This window comes from Agrobacterium sp. MS2, from assembly GCF_003261015.1.
Classification (GTDB): domain Bacteria; phylum Pseudomonadota; class Alphaproteobacteria; order Rhizobiales; family Rhizobiaceae; genus Agrobacterium; species Agrobacterium pusense.
In genome coordinates this window covers 317,994-333,186 of record NZ_QLNF01000084.1, presented here as the reverse complement: position 1 = coordinate 333,186, position 15,193 = coordinate 317,994, and the positions used below count along the sequence as shown (strand labels likewise).

The window sequence follows — 15,193 nt, the reverse complement described above, 5'->3', positions numbered from 1 at the left end:
GTCTTATCCCTGCCATGTTTCCATTGCCGTCCAGTCGCATGCGGGGGAGGCGGCTGCAAGTGAAAAGTCGGCGATGGAGAAGCGAAAGAGATTGCCGCCGCCGGGTGGCTGGTCCTCGCCGCGGCTGATGCGGCGGCCTTCTATATGGCATTTCAGAAGTGTCCCCACACCGCCATGGCCGACAAAGGCGATAGGCCGCTGTGTATCGTGCCGGTCAAGAATAGCTCTGACGGCATTGACAATCCGCGCCTGCGCATCGATTGCCCGCTCCCAGCCGCGAAAACTTTCCTGCGGGTGAGCGAAGAACCAGTCCGCCGCCTTCTCGAATTCCGGTGGCGTCAGGAAACCGGTGGAGGACCGGTCGTTTTCATGCATCTCCTCGACGATTTCTATCTCCGCTCCGGATGTCTCGGCAAGGATACGGGTGGTTTCAATCGCCTTCGTCTCGGCGCTGCAAACGATATGGCGCAATGCCAGCGCCCAAGGCAGGCGGCCTGCCTCTCGCGACCGCTCGGCACCTCTTTCCGAAAGCCCCCATTGAGGAACGGGAACAGCCGGATCTATTCTGACCTGGGGGTGGGTAATGTAGAGTGCATGCACGGCAATCGGTCCCCAAAAGGCCATGGAAGGGCATCGACACCCTAACCATGCGCTACGACCGGGAAATGACGGATTTTCTCGATCTGCCGGACGTCAGGCCCGAGTATAGGTCCATAGTTGCGCCGGCGGAATATTGCGCACGATGAAATCGAAATGACGAATGTGGTAAAGATGCGGCTGTGCGACGATCGGCGAGATCGGGCCATAGGATATCTGCACCACGGGGCGGCCATGCGGCACGCGCTTCAGCAATTCGTCGAGAAGCTTGATGCGGGCGGCCATCGGAAAATTCAGCATCGGCACGGCTGAAATGACACTGTCGAACATCTGATGCCCGTGTTCGCCGAGCGTTGCATCAAGATCGAAGGCATCCCCATTGACGAAGTTGACGCCAGGATAGCTTTTGAGCAGCTGATTATAGAAATCGGTCGAATATTCGATGGCGGTCAGGTTCTCCGGCTTGATGCCGCGCGCCAGGATGGCCTTGGTGATGACACCCGTTCCTGGGCCGAGTTCAAGAACCGGCAGGCCGGAATGGGGATTGATGACACTCGCCATCTTTTTCGCTGTGATGGCTGATGTCGGTACGATGGCGCCGACTTTTTTCGGCTGGCTGACCATGCCCTTGAAAAAGCGGATTTCTTCCTCGAATTTCTGTTCAAGGCGTTGCTTCAGGTTAAGTGCCATAATTCCCCTCAAATGCATTTGGTCATTGTCAAAAAACTGTTACGCAATGTTGATCCCATTTGACGCAAAAACAAGGCAAAATGTCGTAGCTGGGAAAATTCACCTCTGGGCCCAAGGTGGCGATAATCGAATCAAAAAACGCCGGCGGAGCGATCCACCGGCGTTTTGACTAAAATGGAAAGAAATCAGCGTACTCACACGCGCATCGGCATCAAAACATACAGGGCATCGTCGCCGGCGGTGTCACGAACCAGCGTCGGCGACCCTGCATCTGCCAGAAGGAAAATCGCGTCGTCACCGGAAAGCTGTGAGGTGATGTCGAGCAGATATTTCGCGTTGAAGCCGATTTCCATCGAATCATTGTCATAGCCGACGGCAACTTCTTCCGTCGCGCTGCCCGAATCGGGATTGTTGACGGTAAGAGTGAGCTGTCCATTGGTGAGGGCGAGTTTCACGGCGCGGCCACGTTCGGACGAAATGGTCGAAACGCGATCGACAGCCTGGGCGAAAGACTGGCAGTCGACCCGCATTTCCTTGTCGTTGCCGGTGGGGATCACGCGCTGGTAATCCGGGAAAGTCCCATCGATCAGCTTCGAGGTCAGAACGACCGAGCCGATGGTCAGGCGGATTTTCGCATCCGAGACTTCGACGGTGACTTCAAGCTCGGGGTTGTCCATCAGCTTCTGCAATTCGCCGACAGTCTTGCGCGGAATGATGATGCCAGGCATGCCTTCGGAACCGGACGGCGCGTCCACATCGGCGCGTGCCAGACGGTGACCATCGGTGGCAACGGCGCGCAGCTTCAGCTCGCCATTGCTTTCGATGGTGTGGAAGAAAATGCCGTTCAGGTAATAACGTGTCTCTTCAGTCGAAATCGCGAATTGCGTGCGGTCGATCAACATCTTCAGATCGGTCGCCTTCAGCTTGAAGGTGTGGCTGAAGGTGCCGGCGGTCAGGTCAGGGAAATCCGCCTCGGGCAGGCATTGCAGCGAGAATTTCGAGCGGCCGGACGCAACGGTCATGGAGGAACCGTCCGGATTGGTCGCCAAAAGCACCTCGGAACCATCCGGCAGCTTGCGCACGATTTCATAGAGCAGGTGTGCCGGCACGGTGGTGGCGCCCGCCTGCTCCACCATGGCCGGGGTCGCTTCGGTGATTTCGAGATCGAGGTCGGTCGCCTTCATGTCAAGATTGGCGCCGGAAGCGCGCAGCAGAACGTTCGACAGGATCGGGATCGTGTTGCGACGCTCGACGACCCGGTGGACGTGGTTCAGCGATTTCAGAAGGTTCGACCGCTCAAGAGTAATACGCATGGACACTACCGCTTTCAACCGTTGCGAACCGGCCACCGCCGGATCGGCAAGAAGAGTCTTCACCGGCAAATGCCGGATAATGTGGACGGGCAAAATGGCAGAGTTATTGCGGAGAATGCAAGAGCCGAGTTCGTCTGCCGCGGGTCATTTTGCTGCTATACAGCATGATCCACAGGCTGGCGCCGTCCGTTGCCCTTGTTCGCCGGTTTTCAATTGCCCATAAAGAGGAATAACTGGAGCGACCGGCCGGAAATGATCGGCAAGAATGATTGGAAGCCGTGTGACGGAAGAAACATCGAAGATTGACGCCAGGCAGGCGGTGAAGGAATTCAGGATCGGGGCGGCCACAATTCCCGCGCGTCCGCTGGAGTGCGCGCTTTATCTCGTCGCTACCCCCATCGGCAATCTGGGCGACATCACCATTCGCGCGCTGGAGACGCTGGCTTCTGCTGATGTTCTCGCCTGCGAGGATACCCGCGTCACGCGCATCCTGCTCGAGCGTTACGGTATCCGTACCCGTCCGTTTGCGTATCACGAGCACAATTCGAACGAAGTGGGGCCAAAGCTCATCGCGGCGCTGGAAGCAGGAAAATCCGTGGCGCTGGTGTCGGATGCGGGAACGCCGCTTGTTTCCGATCCCGGTTACCGGCTTGGCCAGCTTGCACTCGAGGCCGGGCATCGCGTCGTGCCGGTGCCGGGCGCCTCGGCGCCGTTAGCCGCGCTGGTCGGTTCGGGCATGCCAAGTGACGCCTTCCTGTTTGCGGGTTTCCTGCCGGTAAAGGACCGCGGCAAGCGCGACCGTTTTGCCGAACTGGCGAAAATCCCCGCGACCCTCATTTTTTTTGAATCACCGCACCGCATCAGCGCTTCCATCAAGGTCGCATCGGAAGTGCTCGGGCGTGAGCGCCGTGCCGTGGTCTGCCGCGAGCTGACCAAGACGTTCGAGGAATTCCGCCGCGGCACGCTCGGTGAGCTTGCGGATTACTATGACGGTGACCGTGTAGTGAAGGGCGAGATCGTGCTTCTGGTGGAGCCGCCTTCCTATGACGAGATTCCCGATATCGAGGATGTCGAGAAGCTGCTGAAGGATCTGGTCGCCACCATGCCCGCCGCAAGGGCTGCAGGCGAAGCCGCGAAGCTGACGGGCCTGCCGCGCAAGGAGCTTTATCAAAGGCTGCTGGACATGAAGGAAGCGGATGGCCGCTAACTGGCGAAACGATAAAAGGCGAAAAGCCGAGCGGCGTGGTCATGCTGCGGAATATTGGGCGGCACTTTTTCTGCTGCTGAAGGGATATCGCATTCTCGCCATTCGTTATCGCACCCGGCTGGGGGAGATTGACCTTGTCGCCCGCAAGGCGGACGTCGTCGCGTTTGTGGAGGTCAAGGCCCGGCCGTCCGGCATCAGCGCGATCGATGCCGTCGGCTTTCATTCGCAGCAACGCATCCGGGCGGCTGCGGACCTGTGGCTGGCCCGCCACGGCGATGCCGGGCGGCTTTCACTGCGCTTCGATATCGTCGCCATTCTGCCGCGAGGTCTGCCGCAGCATTTTATCGATGCCTTTTGAAGGGGAGACGATGTCCACCGAGCGTGAAAAAATGGCCGCGGGCGAATGGTACAGCTGCATGGATGGCGAGCTGGATATATTGCGCCGGCGCGCACGAGGGGCCGTCCACCAGCACAATACGATGCCGCCGGATGAGCGCGGGGCAATTGCACCGCTGCTGCGCGCGCTGTTTAATTCTGTCGGGGAAGGCGCGTTTCTCGAAGCGCCGTTTCATTGCGCTTACGGCTTTAATATCGCGCTGGGAAAGAATGTATATCTCAACGCGGGCTGCACCATTCTCGATTCCGCTAAGGTAACGATAGGCGACGGCGCGATGCTGGGGCCTGCGGTGCAGATTTACTGTGCGGAACACCATCTCGACCCGGTGCCGCGTGCCCAAGGCATTGAAATCGCAAAACCCGTGGCAATCGGTCGCGACGTTTGGATCGGCGGCGGAGCGATTCTGCTTGCGGGCGTGACAGTGGGTGACGGTGCGATTGTCGGTGCCGGTTCGGTCGTCACACGCGACGTCGCTGCTGGCGTGACGGTGGTCGGGAACCCGGCGCGGCCCCTGAAACGCATATCCGACTGAGATTTTCATCCGCCGCTGTAATAAATCTGACATGGAACTGTCAAAGAGGCGTCATTGAACCTCTCTATTCGCATCCTCACCCCAATAAATGGTGGAGAGGATTTGATATGTTCAAGAAGATTTCCATGGCCGCTGTGGCTGTCAGCATCTCCGCGACCTCTTCCATGGCTGCGACCAACATCACCTGGTGGCATGGCATGGGCGGCCGTAACGGCGAAGTCATCAACGAAGTCGCCCAGAAATTCAACGAAGCCCAGAAAGAATGCGCGCTGACGCCGGTTTCCAAGGGCTCCTATGAAGAAGCTCTCGCCAGCGGCATCGCAGCTTTCCGTTCGGGCGAACAGCCGAACATTCTTCAGGTTTTCGATGCAGGTGCTGCCACCATCATCAACGCCAAGGGCGCGGTGATTCCTGCCGAAGACCTGATCACCAAGGCCGGTTACAAGTTCGATCGCGACGCCTTTATCAACGGCGTGCGCTACTTCTACGCTGCCGCTGACGGCAAGTTCGTCGGCATGCCGTTCAATTCCTCCGCTCCCATCATGTACATCAACGACGAGGCCCTGAAGAAGGCCGGCGTCGAAGCTCCGAAGACCTGGGAAGACTTTGAAAAGGTCGCGCCGAAGCTGAAGGAAGCCGGCTATATTCCGCTCGTCCAGTCGCAGCTGACCTGGCAGTTCACGGAGAACTTCTTCTCGCGTAACAACATCCAGTTCGCCACGAACAACAATGGTTACGACAGCGTCACCGACACCAAGCTCAAGGTCACCGACCCGAACCTCGTCATGATGTTCGAGAAGCTGAAGGACTGGAAGGACAAGGGCCTGTTTGCCTATTATGGCGCCGGCTGGAACGACAACCAGAAGCCCTTCGAAGAAGGTAAGGTAGCACTCTGGATCGGTTCGTCGGGTTCCTTCGGCGGCCTTCAGAAGACGGCCACAATGCCATTCTCGGCAACTTTCCTCCCTTACTGGGGCTCCATCAAGGGCGCGGGTACCAACTCCTTCATCGGCGGCGCCGCCCTCTTTGCAATGTCGGGCAAGTCCGAAGCCGAAAACAAATGCGTGGCCGACTTCTTCCAGTTCCTGACCTCGCCGGAAATCCAGGTCTTCTATCACAAGGCAACCGGTTACGTCGCCATCACCAAGGCCGCTTATGAAAAGGCCAAGGCTGAAGGCTACTACAAGGAAAAGCCGGTCGCCGAAGTCGGCATCCAGCAGCTGTCACTGCAGGGTGGCGACTGGTCCAAGGGTTATCGCCTCGGCTTCTACCCGCAGATCCGCGCCGTGATGGAACGCGAATATAACCGCATCTTCTCCGGCGAAGTCACGCCGAAGGCTGCTTTCGAAATCATCGAGAAGGAAGGCAACGACCTTCTGGCCCGCTTCGCCAAGACGGCCGGCTGATCGATCTCTTCGAAACCGTTGATCTTGTCGAGCCTCCTTTCTGACGGAAGGGAGGCTCACTTCTGGATAAGGAGGCGCAAGCGTGGCCTATACATCGTCTCAACCGCGCCGGTTTTTCTCCGGTCGGTCCGCAAAGGCTGGAAAACCCGCCAAGCCCGCAGAAGCCGGCATGAAGCGCGTGCAGTTCTCTTCGTCCTTTGTGCCCTATCTGTTTCTGGCACCGCAGCTTGCGGTGATTTTCATCTTCTTCTATTGGCCATCCGTTCAGGCCATCCATTCGTCTTTCTATATCGAAGACCCGTTCGGGTTCGGCGCTTCCTTCGTTGGACTCGCCAATTATTCGGATGCGATCTTCAGCCCCGAATATCTCAGCATCGCGAAATTCACGGTAGTCTTCACCGTGCTCGTCACCTTCTTTTCGCTGGCGCTCGGCCTGCTGCTCGCCGTCAAGGCGGATGCGGTCATTCGCGGCAGTTCGACATACAAGACGCTGCTGATTTCCGTTTACGCCATTGCGCCGCCAGTCGCCGGCCTTATCGGCATGATGTTTTTCGACCAGCATATCGGCCCCTTCGTGAAGATGGCCGCGTTTCTCGGTTGGGACATGAAGGTCGGCCTCAATTATTTCGATACGGCCTTTGCCATGATCGTTGTCGCGGTCTGGAAGCAGATTCCTTACAACTTCATCTTCTTCCTCTCCGGTCTCCAGGGCGTTCCGGTCTCCGTGCGGGAAGCCGCCTCCATCGATTGCCGTTCGGGCTTCCGCCGGTTCTGGACCGTCATCATGCCGCTCCTGGCGCCCACGGCCTTCTTCCTGCTCATCATCAACATCACCTATTCGTTGTTCGATACGTTCGGTGTCATCGACGTGATGGTGAAGGATAAGGCCGCGAACAACCCGATCACGCTGGTCTACAAGGTGTTCCTCGACGGTTTCCGCGGCAATGACATCGGCGGTTCCTCGGCCCAGTCCGTCATCCTCATGCTGGTCGTTTTCGTCCTCACCATCATCCAGTTCCGCTTCATCGAGAAGCGCATCCATTACAATTGAGGGAAAAGACGATGTACAAGACCAAACCCCTCGATCATCTGGTGCTGATCATTGGCGCATTGTTTCTAATCCTGCCTGTTGTCGTGGCCTTCATGACGTCCACCCACACGGCGGCTGAAATTCACCGCAGCGGCCTTGCGATCATTCCCGGCGACAATTTCATCGAAACCTATGAGAAGGTCCTTACCCAGAAGGGTGGTTTCACCGGACAGGTTACAGGCCTGAACATGGTGTTGAATTCGCTGATCCTCGGCATCGGCTTTGCCGTCGGCAAAATTGTCCTGTCGATGACGGCGGCCTATGCGATCGTCTATTTCCGCTTCCGTTTTGCGACGCTCGCCTTCTGGATCATTTTCACCACGCTGCTTCTGCCGCTCGAAGTGCGCATCATGCCGTCCTACGAGGTAATGAGCAAACTCGGACTGTTGAACTCCTATACCGGTCTGATCGTGCCGCTTCTCGCTTCGGCGACGGGCACCTTCTATTTCCGGCAGTTCTTCAAATCCGTGCCTGAAGAGCTGCTGGAGGCTGCCCGTATCGATGGTGCGGGGCCAGTGAAATTTTTCATCGACGTTCTCATTCCGCTGTCGCGCACGATGATGGCGGCAATCTTCATCATCATGTTCGTCTATGGCTGGAATCAGTATCTCTGGCCCATGCTGATGACGACGGATGAGAGTTTCTTCACCCTGATGCGTGGCATCAAGTCGATCCTGCAGGTCTGGGTCGGTTCGCAAATCCCCGATTACAACGAAGCTTTCGCGCTCGCCGTGCTGGCCATGCTGCCACCCGTGCTGATCGTCGTTATTTTCCAGCGCTGGTTCATCAAGGGCCTGACCGAGAGCGATAAATAAGGAGACCGAAATGGCCGCGATAGAAATCAGTCAGGTCTGCAAGGATTATCATGGCGGCGTGCGCGCCGTGCATCATGTCGATATCGACATCAAGGACGGCGAGTTCATCGTTCTCGTCGGTCCCTCCGGCTGCGGCAAGTCCACGCTTTTGCGTATGGTCGCCGGGCTTGAGGATATTTCAGAAGGCACGGTGAAGATCGGCGACCGGGTGGTCAACCAGACCGATCCGGCCGACCGCGATATCGCCATGGTCTTCCAGAACTACGCGCTTTACCCGCATATGTCGGTACGCGAGAACCTGGAGTACGGGCTGAAGAACCGCAGGACACCCAAGGCGGAAATTGACGCCCGTGTGGCTGAAGCGGCGCGTATGCTGCAACTCGAACCCTATCTGGACCGCAAGCCACGCGCCCTTTCCGGTGGTCAGCGTCAGCGCGTCGCCATGGGGCGTGCGATCGTTCGCAAGCCTGCTGCCTTCCTGTTCGACGAACCCCTGTCCAATCTCGATGCCAAGTTGCGTGTTTCCATGCGCGGCGAAATCAAGCGGCTGCAAAAACGTCTCGGCACGACATCGATCTACGTTACCCATGACCAGTTGGAAGCCATGACGCTGGCCGACCGTCTCGTCGTGCTGAATGGCGGCCGTATCGAGCAGATCGGTGCACCGCTGGATGTCTATCACACGCCTGCCTCAACCTTCGTCGCAAGTTTCATCGGCTCTCCGGCCATGAATCTTCTCAGCGCCGAATTGCACGGCGATAGCCTTGCCATCGGGCCGTCGCTGTTTGCGCTCAATGGCTTCGCCCCCACGTCCGGCCCGGTGACTGTTGGAATGCGGGCGGAAGATTTTCGTCTCGCTGCTGCTGACGCCCAGGGTTTCGCACTTCGCGTGGATTATATTGAGGAGCTGGGTTCGCAACGCCTTATACACGGCATGATCGGCGATCAGAGCCTGACCGTGGCCTTTCCGCCTGATGTCGAGGTTCCGTCCGCGCTTTCGGTGACGATTGCTCCGGAAAAACTGCACTTCTTCGCCAGCGAAACTGGCAAGCGTATCGCCAGCAGAGCGGAACAGACGGTGGCGCAGGACGCTCAACTGGCGACGGCCTGATTGCGTCACCTGAAATCGGCGCGATGGCTAAAATTGCGCCGATTGTCAAAACTGGTTTGTTACGATCCCGATGATAAAAGGCCTCCGATATTTCACGGGGGTTTTCTCATATGTCGTTCAAAATGATGTTCGCGGCGGCCGCAACCATGGCTATCCGTACGGTGCCGATATTGCCGGCCTATCTGCGTCGGAAAAAAGACGATGCCGTGGTCAGCGCATCCTGCACCGATCTGCGGCTTCAGCCGGCGCCTATCAATCCTGAATGGATCATTGCCGGCAACCCGCAGGCACGTGCTGCGGATCATTCCCGAAGCGGCGACCGTGCCTCAAGCACTGCCATGTGGGATTGCACTGCAGGCGAATTCCGCTGGTTCTTCGGCTGGGATGAGACCGTCTATATTCTGGAAGGCGAGGTGCATGTGACGGCCGAGGACGGCTCGGTCAGCATCCTGCGGGTCGGTGACGTCGCTTATTTCAGGGCCGGAACATGGGCCACCTGGCGTGTTGATCATTATGTGCGCAAGGTTGCCTTCATGCGTCGTCCGTTCCCCACGGCGCTGGCATTTGCCTATCGCGTCAAGAACAAGCTGTTCGCCGGTCGCTCCTACAAGCTGGCAGCCTGAGCCGTCGCCCATGCCGTTGGCGGGCGCGGGTGTGACTTCGCCGCAGGAATTATGAAGGATCAATAAAACTCACAGAAACCACGGCTCGCAGCAGTTGCGTTTGAATGGTCGCTGCCCTACATCTTTCAAGTTTTCTGAAGCATTTCCGGGTCTCTTCCGGTCCTGCCGGAACGCTTGAAAGATGAGACACGGCATGGCGGATCGCAGGCGTCCGTATGCTGCGAGAGGAACATGCGCATGGCGAAGATCAAGAACGTCGCGATCCAGATGGATCATGTCTCCGGCATCAACATCGGCGGTGATTCCACCTTCGCCATGAGCCTTGAAGCGCAGGCGCGCGGATATCGGCTGTTCCATTACACGCCCGACCGCCTTTCCATGCGCGACGGCAAGATTTACGCGACCGTCGAGCAGATGGAACTGCGCGACATCAAGGGTGACCATTTCTCGCTTTCCGAACCGGAGCGCGTCGATCTTTCCACGATGGATGTCATCCATCTGCGTCAGGATCCACCATTCGACATGGCCTATATTACCTCCACCCATCTGCTGGAGCGCATTCATCCGAAGACCCTGGTGGTCAATGATCCCGCCTGGGTGCGCAATTCGCCGGAGAAGATCTTCGTCACTGAATTCGCGGATCTCATGCCGAAGACGCTGATCACGAAGGATGTCGCGGAAATCGCGCGCTTCCGTAACGAAATGGGCGATATCATTCTCAAGCCGCTTTATGGCAATGGCGGTGCGGGCGTCTTCCATTCAGCGCGGGACGACCGCAATTTCTCCTCGCTGCTGGAAATGTTCGGTCAGATGTTCCGCGAACCTTACATTGCTCAGGAATATCTGCCCGACGTCCGCAAGGGCGATAAACGCATCCTGCTGGTGGATGGAGAGCCGGTGGGTGCGATCAACCGCGTTCCAGCGGAAAACGATGCCCGTTCCAACATGCACGCTGGCGGCCGCCCTGAGCCTACGGAACTGACCGAGCGCGAAAAGGAAATCTGCCGCCGTATCGGCCCCGCCCTGCGCGAGCGTGGTTTCCTGTTCGTTGGAATTGATGTCATTGGCGATTACCTTACCGAAATCAACGTCACCTCGCCGACCGGCATTCGAGAGGTGCGGAAATTCGGCGGCGCCGATGTGGCGAGCCTGCTGTGGGACGCCATCGAGAAAAAGCGCGAAGCTCAGGATTTTTGACGAGACATAAATCGCTCTCGGTTTGTTCCGGCTATACAACTCGATACAACTAAAATACAGCGGATGCGATAAATTGTTCGCTGGATGTTCTTGTTTTATTCTTTGAGCTGTGTCACGTTGCTTGGCAATGGTCGTGGATGGGGCATAAGGCTCTGAAAGCGCGACGGTTTGCGGGGGCAGGCCATGGTGGCACGGGTCAATACGGTGGCATTTCAGGGCATAGAGGGTGTGCCTGTTGAGGTGCAGGTCATGGTCGCACCGGGAAGGGTCGGCATCCAGATTGTCGGTCTGCCGGATAAAGCCGTCGCCGAAAGCCGGGAGCGCGTGCAGGCGGCATTACATGCCTCAGGCTTGGCGCTGCCGGCAAAGAAGGTCACGGTCAATCTTGCCCCTGCCGATCTGCCGAAGGAAGGATCGCATTTCGATCTTCCCATTGCCCTTGGCCTCATGGCCGCCCTGGGAGCCATACCGGCCGAAGCGCTGGGGCGTTACGTGGTCCTTGGCGAACTCAATCTCGATGGTACTATCGGCTTGGTTGCGGGCGCGCTTCCGGCCGCGATCGGGGCCAATGCGCTTGGCAAGGGACTGATTTGCCCGGCTGATAGCGGCCCGGAGGCGGCATGGGCCGGAGCCGGGATCGATATTCTCGCCCCGCGCAGCCTGATTGCGCTCGCTAATCACTTTCGTGGCACGCAGATCCTCTCGCGCCCGACGCCCGCCATTCGCGCCAATCCGGTCAATCTGCCTGATTTAGCTGACATAAAGGGGCAGGAGAGCGCCCGGCGGGCGCTGGAGGTGGCAGCCGCCGGCGGCCATAATCTGCTGATGGTCGGCCCGCCCGGCTCGGGAAAATCCATGCTCGCCGCCCGCTTGCCTTCGATCCTGCCGCCGCTGGAGGCGGCAGAACTGCTGGAAGTGTCCATGGTCCATTCCATTGCCGGCCAATTGTCGGGTGGCAAGCTTTCGGATCGCAGGCCCTTCCGCACGCCGCATCATTCCGCCACCATGGCGGCCCTGATCGGCGGCGGGCTGCGGGCCAAACCGGGCGAGGCTTCGCTTGCTCACCATGGCGTTCTTTTTCTGGATGAGTTCCCGGAATTTTCGCCGCAGGTGCTGGATGCCCTGCGTCAGCCGCTCGAAACCGGCGAATGCATTATTGCGCGAGCCAATCACCGTGTCAGCTATCCCGCGCAAATCCAGCTTGTCGCGGCAATGAATCCCTGCCGTTGCGGTATGGCGGGAGAGCCGGGGTTTACCTGTGCCAGAGGCCCACGTTGTGTGGCAGACTATCAGGCTCGCATTTCTGGCCCGCTGCTCGATCGCATCGACATCCGTATCGACGTTCCCGCCGTTTCCGCCGCCGATCTCATTCGGCCCGTGACGGCCGAACCGAGCGCCGTGGTCGCGGCGCGCGTCGCCGAAGCGCGCCTTGCTCAGCAGGAACGTTATGCGGCAGCGGGCTTCCCTGCCATCCGCACCAACGCCCGCTGCACGACAGCAATGATCGAAAAATACGCCGAACCGGACCAGTCCGGGCTGCAATTGCTCCGTGATGCGGCGGAGCGCATGAAGTTTTCCGCGCGCGGTTACCATCGCATTCTCAAGGTGGCCCGCACCCTGGCGGATCTGGATGGCAGACAAACGGTTGGGCGTATCCATATTGCCGAAGCAGTGTCCTATCGTATCGCCGGCGAAAGGCTAACCCCCGCGGCGTAAAACCAGCTACGGGCACTTTGTCTGGGAAGGACGCTTATGCCTGCCGGTCAATCAGGTGGTTCCGGGAATGACGGGTAAAATGCTGTTTGGACAGCTCGGTAGGTGATGGGCCGAATGAGGGGGCCTTGAAACGGAAGTGCCGCCGGCAAACCGGCGGCACGTCAAATATTCGCTCTTCCGCAACTGGGTGCCGAGAAGGGGCTAGAGCCCAAGCCCTTCGAAAAGTGCTGTCGAAAGATAACGTTCCGCGAAGGAGGGAATGATGATGACAATGTTCTTGCCGGCATTTTCCTCACGCGCACCGACCTTGATTGCCGCCGCCAGCGCCGCACCCGAGGAGATGCCAACGGGCACGCCTTCCAGCCTCGCCGCCAGACGTGCGGTTTCGAAAGCCTCATCATTGGTGACGGTGACGATCTCGTCATAAATGCCGGTGTCGAGAATGGCGGGGGCAAAACCGGCGCCGATGCCCTGAATTTTGTGGGGGCCGGGGTTGCCACCGGAAAGAACGGGGCTGTCGGCGGGCTCCACCGCAATCACCTTCACCTCGGGCTTGCGGGATTTCAGAACCTGACCCGTGCCTGTGATCGTGCCGCCGGTGCCGATACCCGAGACCAGAATATCAACCGTGCCTTCGGTGTCGTTCCAGATTTCTTCAGCCGTCGTCTTGCGGTGGATCTCCGGATTGGCGGGGTTTTCAAACTGCTGCGGAATGATGGCGTCAGGCAGGGTTTCTGCCAGTTCCTGCGCTTTGGCGATGGCGCCCTTCATGCCCTTCGGGCCTTCGGTCAGCACCAGTTCCGCGCCCAGGAGAGCCAGCATTTTCCGACGCTCGACCGACATGGTTTCAGGCATGGTCAGGATCAGCTTGTAGCCTTTCGCGGCGGCAGCGAAGGCGAGCGCAATCCCCGTATTACCGGAGGTCGGTTCCACCAGCGTCGTCTTTCCGGGCGTAATCTTGCCCTGGGCTTCCAGAGCTTCAATCATGGCGACGCCGATGCGGTCCTTCACCGAAGCGATGGGATTGAAAAATTCGAGCTTGGCAAGAAGGTTGGCCTTCACGCCTTTTTCCTTCGCCAGCTTGTCGAGCCGCACGATCGGTGTATCGCCGATTGTTTCCGTAATCGAGGAATAGACGCGTCCGCGTCCGGGCTTTCTGGCTTCCGGCATGATGCTCTCCTGTGTAAAGACCGCAAGATTTGAGCGGCAGAATAGGAGCAATAACCTCCGCAAGCTAGCGAACGTTCGTCCTAATATCCGTGAATTGCGGGAATAATTTCACGTCAGATTGCTGAAATGCACGAATTTGTTTTACGTGCTGCGGATGGCAATCATCGTCGCGGTTCCGGCCAGAATACCCGCCGCGGTGCGGTTGAGAATTGTCAGGGCGCTCGGTCTTTTCAGGAGGTTGCGCGCTTTGGCCGCAAGCAGGATGTAAGGCAGGAGAACCGCCATAAGCACGACAAAGGTGATGGCAAGAAGCGTTGCATATTCCGAAGGGCCGATCATGCGGATGTCGATCAGCGTCGGCACCAGCGCCACATAAAAAAGCATGGTTTTTGGATTGCCGAGGGTGATCAGCAGGCCGGACAGGAAGGACATGGACATGCTGGTGCTCTTCTTCGCCTTCAGGTCCTGCGGCAAGAGACCGGCGGTCCAGAGCTTCCAGGCGATATAGAGAAGATAGGCCGCACCTGCAAATTTCAGGACCATGAAGGCCTCCTGAAAGGTCTGCGCGACGAAGGCCAGCCCCAGGATCACAGCGGTCAGATAGATCATGTCGCCAAGCACCAGCCCGAGACCCATAAAAAAGGTTTCCCGAAAACCCGAACCCAGCGCCCGCGCCACGATTGCCGTCATGCCGGGGCCGGGAATGGCGGCAGCGATGAAGAGTGCGGTGGCATAAGCGAATAGGGTGGTCAGCGTCATGATCGTGTTCCCTGAAAATCCGCCAGATCCATAGCGAAAATGCCGGGCAAAGACAATCAGTCCGCTCCTCTGCACCAGGGGTGTCGCTAAACGCCGGTAGAGCCGAAACCGCCGACGCCACGCGCCGTCTGCGAAGTTTCCATCACTTCGACAACAGTCACCTGCGTCACGGGCGCGATGACCATCTGCGCAATGCGCATGCCGCGCTCGACGACGAAATCGTCCTGACCGAGATTGGCGAGGATGACTTTCACCTCGCCGCGATAATCGCTGTCCACCGTGCCCGGGGAATTGAGGCAGGTGATGCCGTTCTTGATGGCAAGGCCGGAGCGGGGGCGGATTTGCGCCTCATATCCGGCGGGAACTTCGAACACGAAGCCGGTCGGCACCAGCGCCCGTTCACCGGGTTTTAGGGTCAACGGCTCACCCACGGACACAGCTGCACGCAGGTCCATGCCGGCGGCGCCGCCGGTCTCGTAAGAGGGGAGTTCAAGGCCCGCGCCGTGGGCGAGGCGGGCGAGACGAAGAGGAGGCAGATTGTTGTTTTGAACGGTCATGCGGCATTAGTTT

At 58.6% G+C, this 15,193-nt stretch carries 16 protein-coding genes; 10 read left to right on the top strand and 6 right to left on the bottom strand.

The genetic code is table 11. The features are described from left to right. Positions 1 to 3 precede the first annotated feature (3 nt). The 3 genes from DOU54_RS21735 to dnaN all read right to left on the bottom strand — a co-directional run bounded on the left by DOU54_RS21735 (position 4) and on the right by dnaN (position 2,600). Positions 4 to 600: a histidine phosphatase family protein gene (locus DOU54_RS21735; RefSeq protein ID WP_113380977.1), complete on the bottom strand. Its 597-nt coding sequence runs from the start codon at positions 598 to 600 to the stop codon at positions 4 to 6. Positions 601 to 693: 93 nt separating this feature from the next. Beyond that, positions 694 to 1,287: a phospholipid N-methyltransferase PmtA gene (gene pmtA, locus DOU54_RS21730; RefSeq protein ID WP_006699699.1), complete on the bottom strand. Its 594-nt coding sequence runs from the start codon at positions 1,285 to 1,287 to the stop codon at positions 694 to 696. Positions 1,288 to 1,481: 194 nt separating this feature from the next. After that, positions 1,482 to 2,600, bottom strand: coding sequence for a DNA polymerase III subunit beta (gene dnaN / locus DOU54_RS21725; RefSeq protein WP_006699698.1), 1,119 nt, complete (start codon positions 2,598 to 2,600; stop codon positions 1,482 to 1,484). Positions 2,601 to 2,865: 265 nt separating this feature from the next. On the opposite strand from dnaN, the gene rsmI reads away from it, so the two are divergent. The 10 genes from rsmI (at position 2,866) to DOU54_RS21675 (ending at position 12,694) form a co-directional block, all read left to right on the top strand. Then, positions 2,866 to 3,807, top strand: coding sequence for a 16S rRNA (cytidine(1402)-2'-O)-methyltransferase (rsmI, locus tag DOU54_RS21720; RefSeq protein ID WP_072493860.1), 942 nt, complete (start codon positions 2,866 to 2,868; stop codon positions 3,805 to 3,807). Next, the gene (locus DOU54_RS21715; RefSeq protein WP_004439484.1) at positions 3,797 to 4,165 is read left to right on the top strand and encodes a YraN family protein; all 369 of its coding nucleotides are present in this window, start codon (positions 3,797 to 3,799) and stop codon (positions 4,163 to 4,165) included. Before rsmI ends, DOU54_RS21715 begins: the two co-directional genes overlap by 11 nt. Before the next feature lie 10 nt (positions 4,166 to 4,175). Beyond that, entirely contained in the window at positions 4,176 to 4,736 is a 561-nt protein-coding gene (locus DOU54_RS21710) for a sugar O-acetyltransferase (protein ID WP_072493861.1), read from the top strand. A 107-nt stretch (positions 4,737 to 4,843) separates the two neighbouring features. Continuing rightward, complete coding sequence (locus DOU54_RS21705) at positions 4,844 to 6,142, top strand: extracellular solute-binding protein (RefSeq protein WP_022555483.1); 1,299 nt, start codon at positions 4,844 to 4,846, stop codon at positions 6,140 to 6,142. 82 nt (positions 6,143 to 6,224) lie between these two features. Continuing rightward, positions 6,225 to 7,193 carry an ABC transporter permease subunit gene (locus tag DOU54_RS21700; protein ID WP_193603440.1) on the top strand — a complete coding sequence of 323 codons (969 nt, stop codon included), beginning with the start codon at positions 6,225 to 6,227 and terminating at the stop codon, positions 7,191 to 7,193. An 11-nt stretch (positions 7,194 to 7,204) separates the two neighbouring features. Beyond that, a complete protein-coding gene (gene ugpE, locus DOU54_RS21695; protein ID WP_035206675.1) occupies positions 7,205 to 8,047 on the top strand; it encodes a sn-glycerol-3-phosphate ABC transporter permease UgpE in 843 nt (280 codons plus the stop codon). A 10-nt stretch (positions 8,048 to 8,057) separates the two neighbouring features. Continuing rightward, on the top strand, positions 8,058 to 9,158 hold the full coding sequence (locus DOU54_RS21690) for a sn-glycerol-3-phosphate import ATP-binding protein UgpC (RefSeq protein ID WP_022555486.1): 1,101 nt from the start codon (positions 8,058 to 8,060) through the stop codon (positions 9,156 to 9,158). A 110-nt stretch (positions 9,159 to 9,268) separates the two neighbouring features. Next, complete coding sequence (locus DOU54_RS21685; protein WP_004439501.1) at positions 9,269 to 9,781, top strand: cupin domain-containing protein; 513 nt, start codon at positions 9,269 to 9,271, stop codon at positions 9,779 to 9,781. Between the two features lie 237 nt (positions 9,782 to 10,018). Then, positions 10,019 to 10,978, top strand: coding sequence for a glutathione synthase (gene gshB / locus DOU54_RS21680; protein ID WP_113380882.1), 960 nt, complete (start codon positions 10,019 to 10,021; stop codon positions 10,976 to 10,978). Positions 10,979 to 11,161: 183 nt separating this feature from the next. Further along, complete coding sequence (locus DOU54_RS21675; RefSeq protein WP_113380883.1) at positions 11,162 to 12,694, top strand: YifB family Mg chelatase-like AAA ATPase; 1,533 nt, start codon at positions 11,162 to 11,164, stop codon at positions 12,692 to 12,694. Between the two features lie 201 nt (positions 12,695 to 12,895). Here the strand turns inward: DOU54_RS21675 and cysK are convergent, their stop codons facing one another. The 3 genes from cysK to dut all read right to left on the bottom strand — a co-directional run bounded on the left by cysK (position 12,896) and on the right by dut (position 15,180). Beyond that, complete coding sequence (gene cysK, locus DOU54_RS21670) at positions 12,896 to 13,864, bottom strand: cysteine synthase A (protein WP_006699690.1); 969 nt, start codon at positions 13,862 to 13,864, stop codon at positions 12,896 to 12,898. A 141-nt stretch (positions 13,865 to 14,005) separates the two neighbouring features. Beyond that, on the bottom strand, positions 14,006 to 14,623 hold the full coding sequence (locus tag DOU54_RS21665) for a LysE family translocator (protein WP_006699689.1): 618 nt from the start codon (positions 14,621 to 14,623) through the stop codon (positions 14,006 to 14,008). An 86-nt stretch (positions 14,624 to 14,709) separates the two neighbouring features. Further along, positions 14,710 to 15,180, bottom strand: a complete 471-nt coding sequence (dut, locus tag DOU54_RS21660; protein ID WP_004439510.1) for a dUTP diphosphatase — start codon at positions 15,178 to 15,180, stop codon at positions 14,710 to 14,712. Positions 15,181 to 15,193: the final 13 nt, after the last annotated feature.

Bases quoted from the DNA above. Each gene is read 5' to 3' on its own strand.
- pmtA (WP_006699699.1), bottom strand. From the start codon at position 1,287: ATGGCACTTAACCTGAAGCAACGCCTTGAACAGAAATTCGAGGAAGAA.
- dnaN (WP_006699698.1), bottom strand. From the start codon at position 2,600: ATGCGTATTACTCTTGAGCGGTCGAACCTTCTGAAATCGCTGAACCAC.
- rsmI (WP_072493860.1), top strand. From the start codon at position 2,866: ATGATTGGAAGCCGTGTGACGGAAGAAACATCGAAGATTGACGCCAGG.
- DOU54_RS21715 (WP_004439484.1), top strand. From the start codon at position 3,797: ATGGCCGCTAACTGGCGAAACGATAAAAGGCGAAAAGCCGAGCGGCGT.
- DOU54_RS21710 (WP_072493861.1), top strand. From the start codon at position 4,176: ATGTCCACCGAGCGTGAAAAAATGGCCGCGGGCGAATGGTACAGCTGC.
- DOU54_RS21705 (WP_022555483.1), top strand. From the start codon at position 4,844: ATGTTCAAGAAGATTTCCATGGCCGCTGTGGCTGTCAGCATCTCCGCG.
- ugpE (WP_035206675.1), top strand. From the start codon at position 7,205: ATGTACAAGACCAAACCCCTCGATCATCTGGTGCTGATCATTGGCGCA.
- DOU54_RS21690 (WP_022555486.1), top strand. From the start codon at position 8,058: ATGGCCGCGATAGAAATCAGTCAGGTCTGCAAGGATTATCATGGCGGC.
- DOU54_RS21685 (WP_004439501.1), top strand. From the start codon at position 9,269: ATGTCGTTCAAAATGATGTTCGCGGCGGCCGCAACCATGGCTATCCGT.
- gshB (WP_113380882.1), top strand. From the start codon at position 10,019: ATGGCGAAGATCAAGAACGTCGCGATCCAGATGGATCATGTCTCCGGC.
- DOU54_RS21675 (WP_113380883.1), top strand. From the start codon at position 11,162: ATGGTGGCACGGGTCAATACGGTGGCATTTCAGGGCATAGAGGGTGTG.
- cysK (WP_006699690.1), bottom strand. From the start codon at position 13,864: ATGCCGGAAGCCAGAAAGCCCGGACGCGGACGCGTCTATTCCTCGATT.
- DOU54_RS21665 (WP_006699689.1), bottom strand. From the start codon at position 14,623: ATGACGCTGACCACCCTATTCGCTTATGCCACCGCACTCTTCATCGCT.
- dut (WP_004439510.1), bottom strand. From the start codon at position 15,180: ATGACCGTTCAAAACAACAATCTGCCTCCTCTTCGTCTCGCCCGCCTC.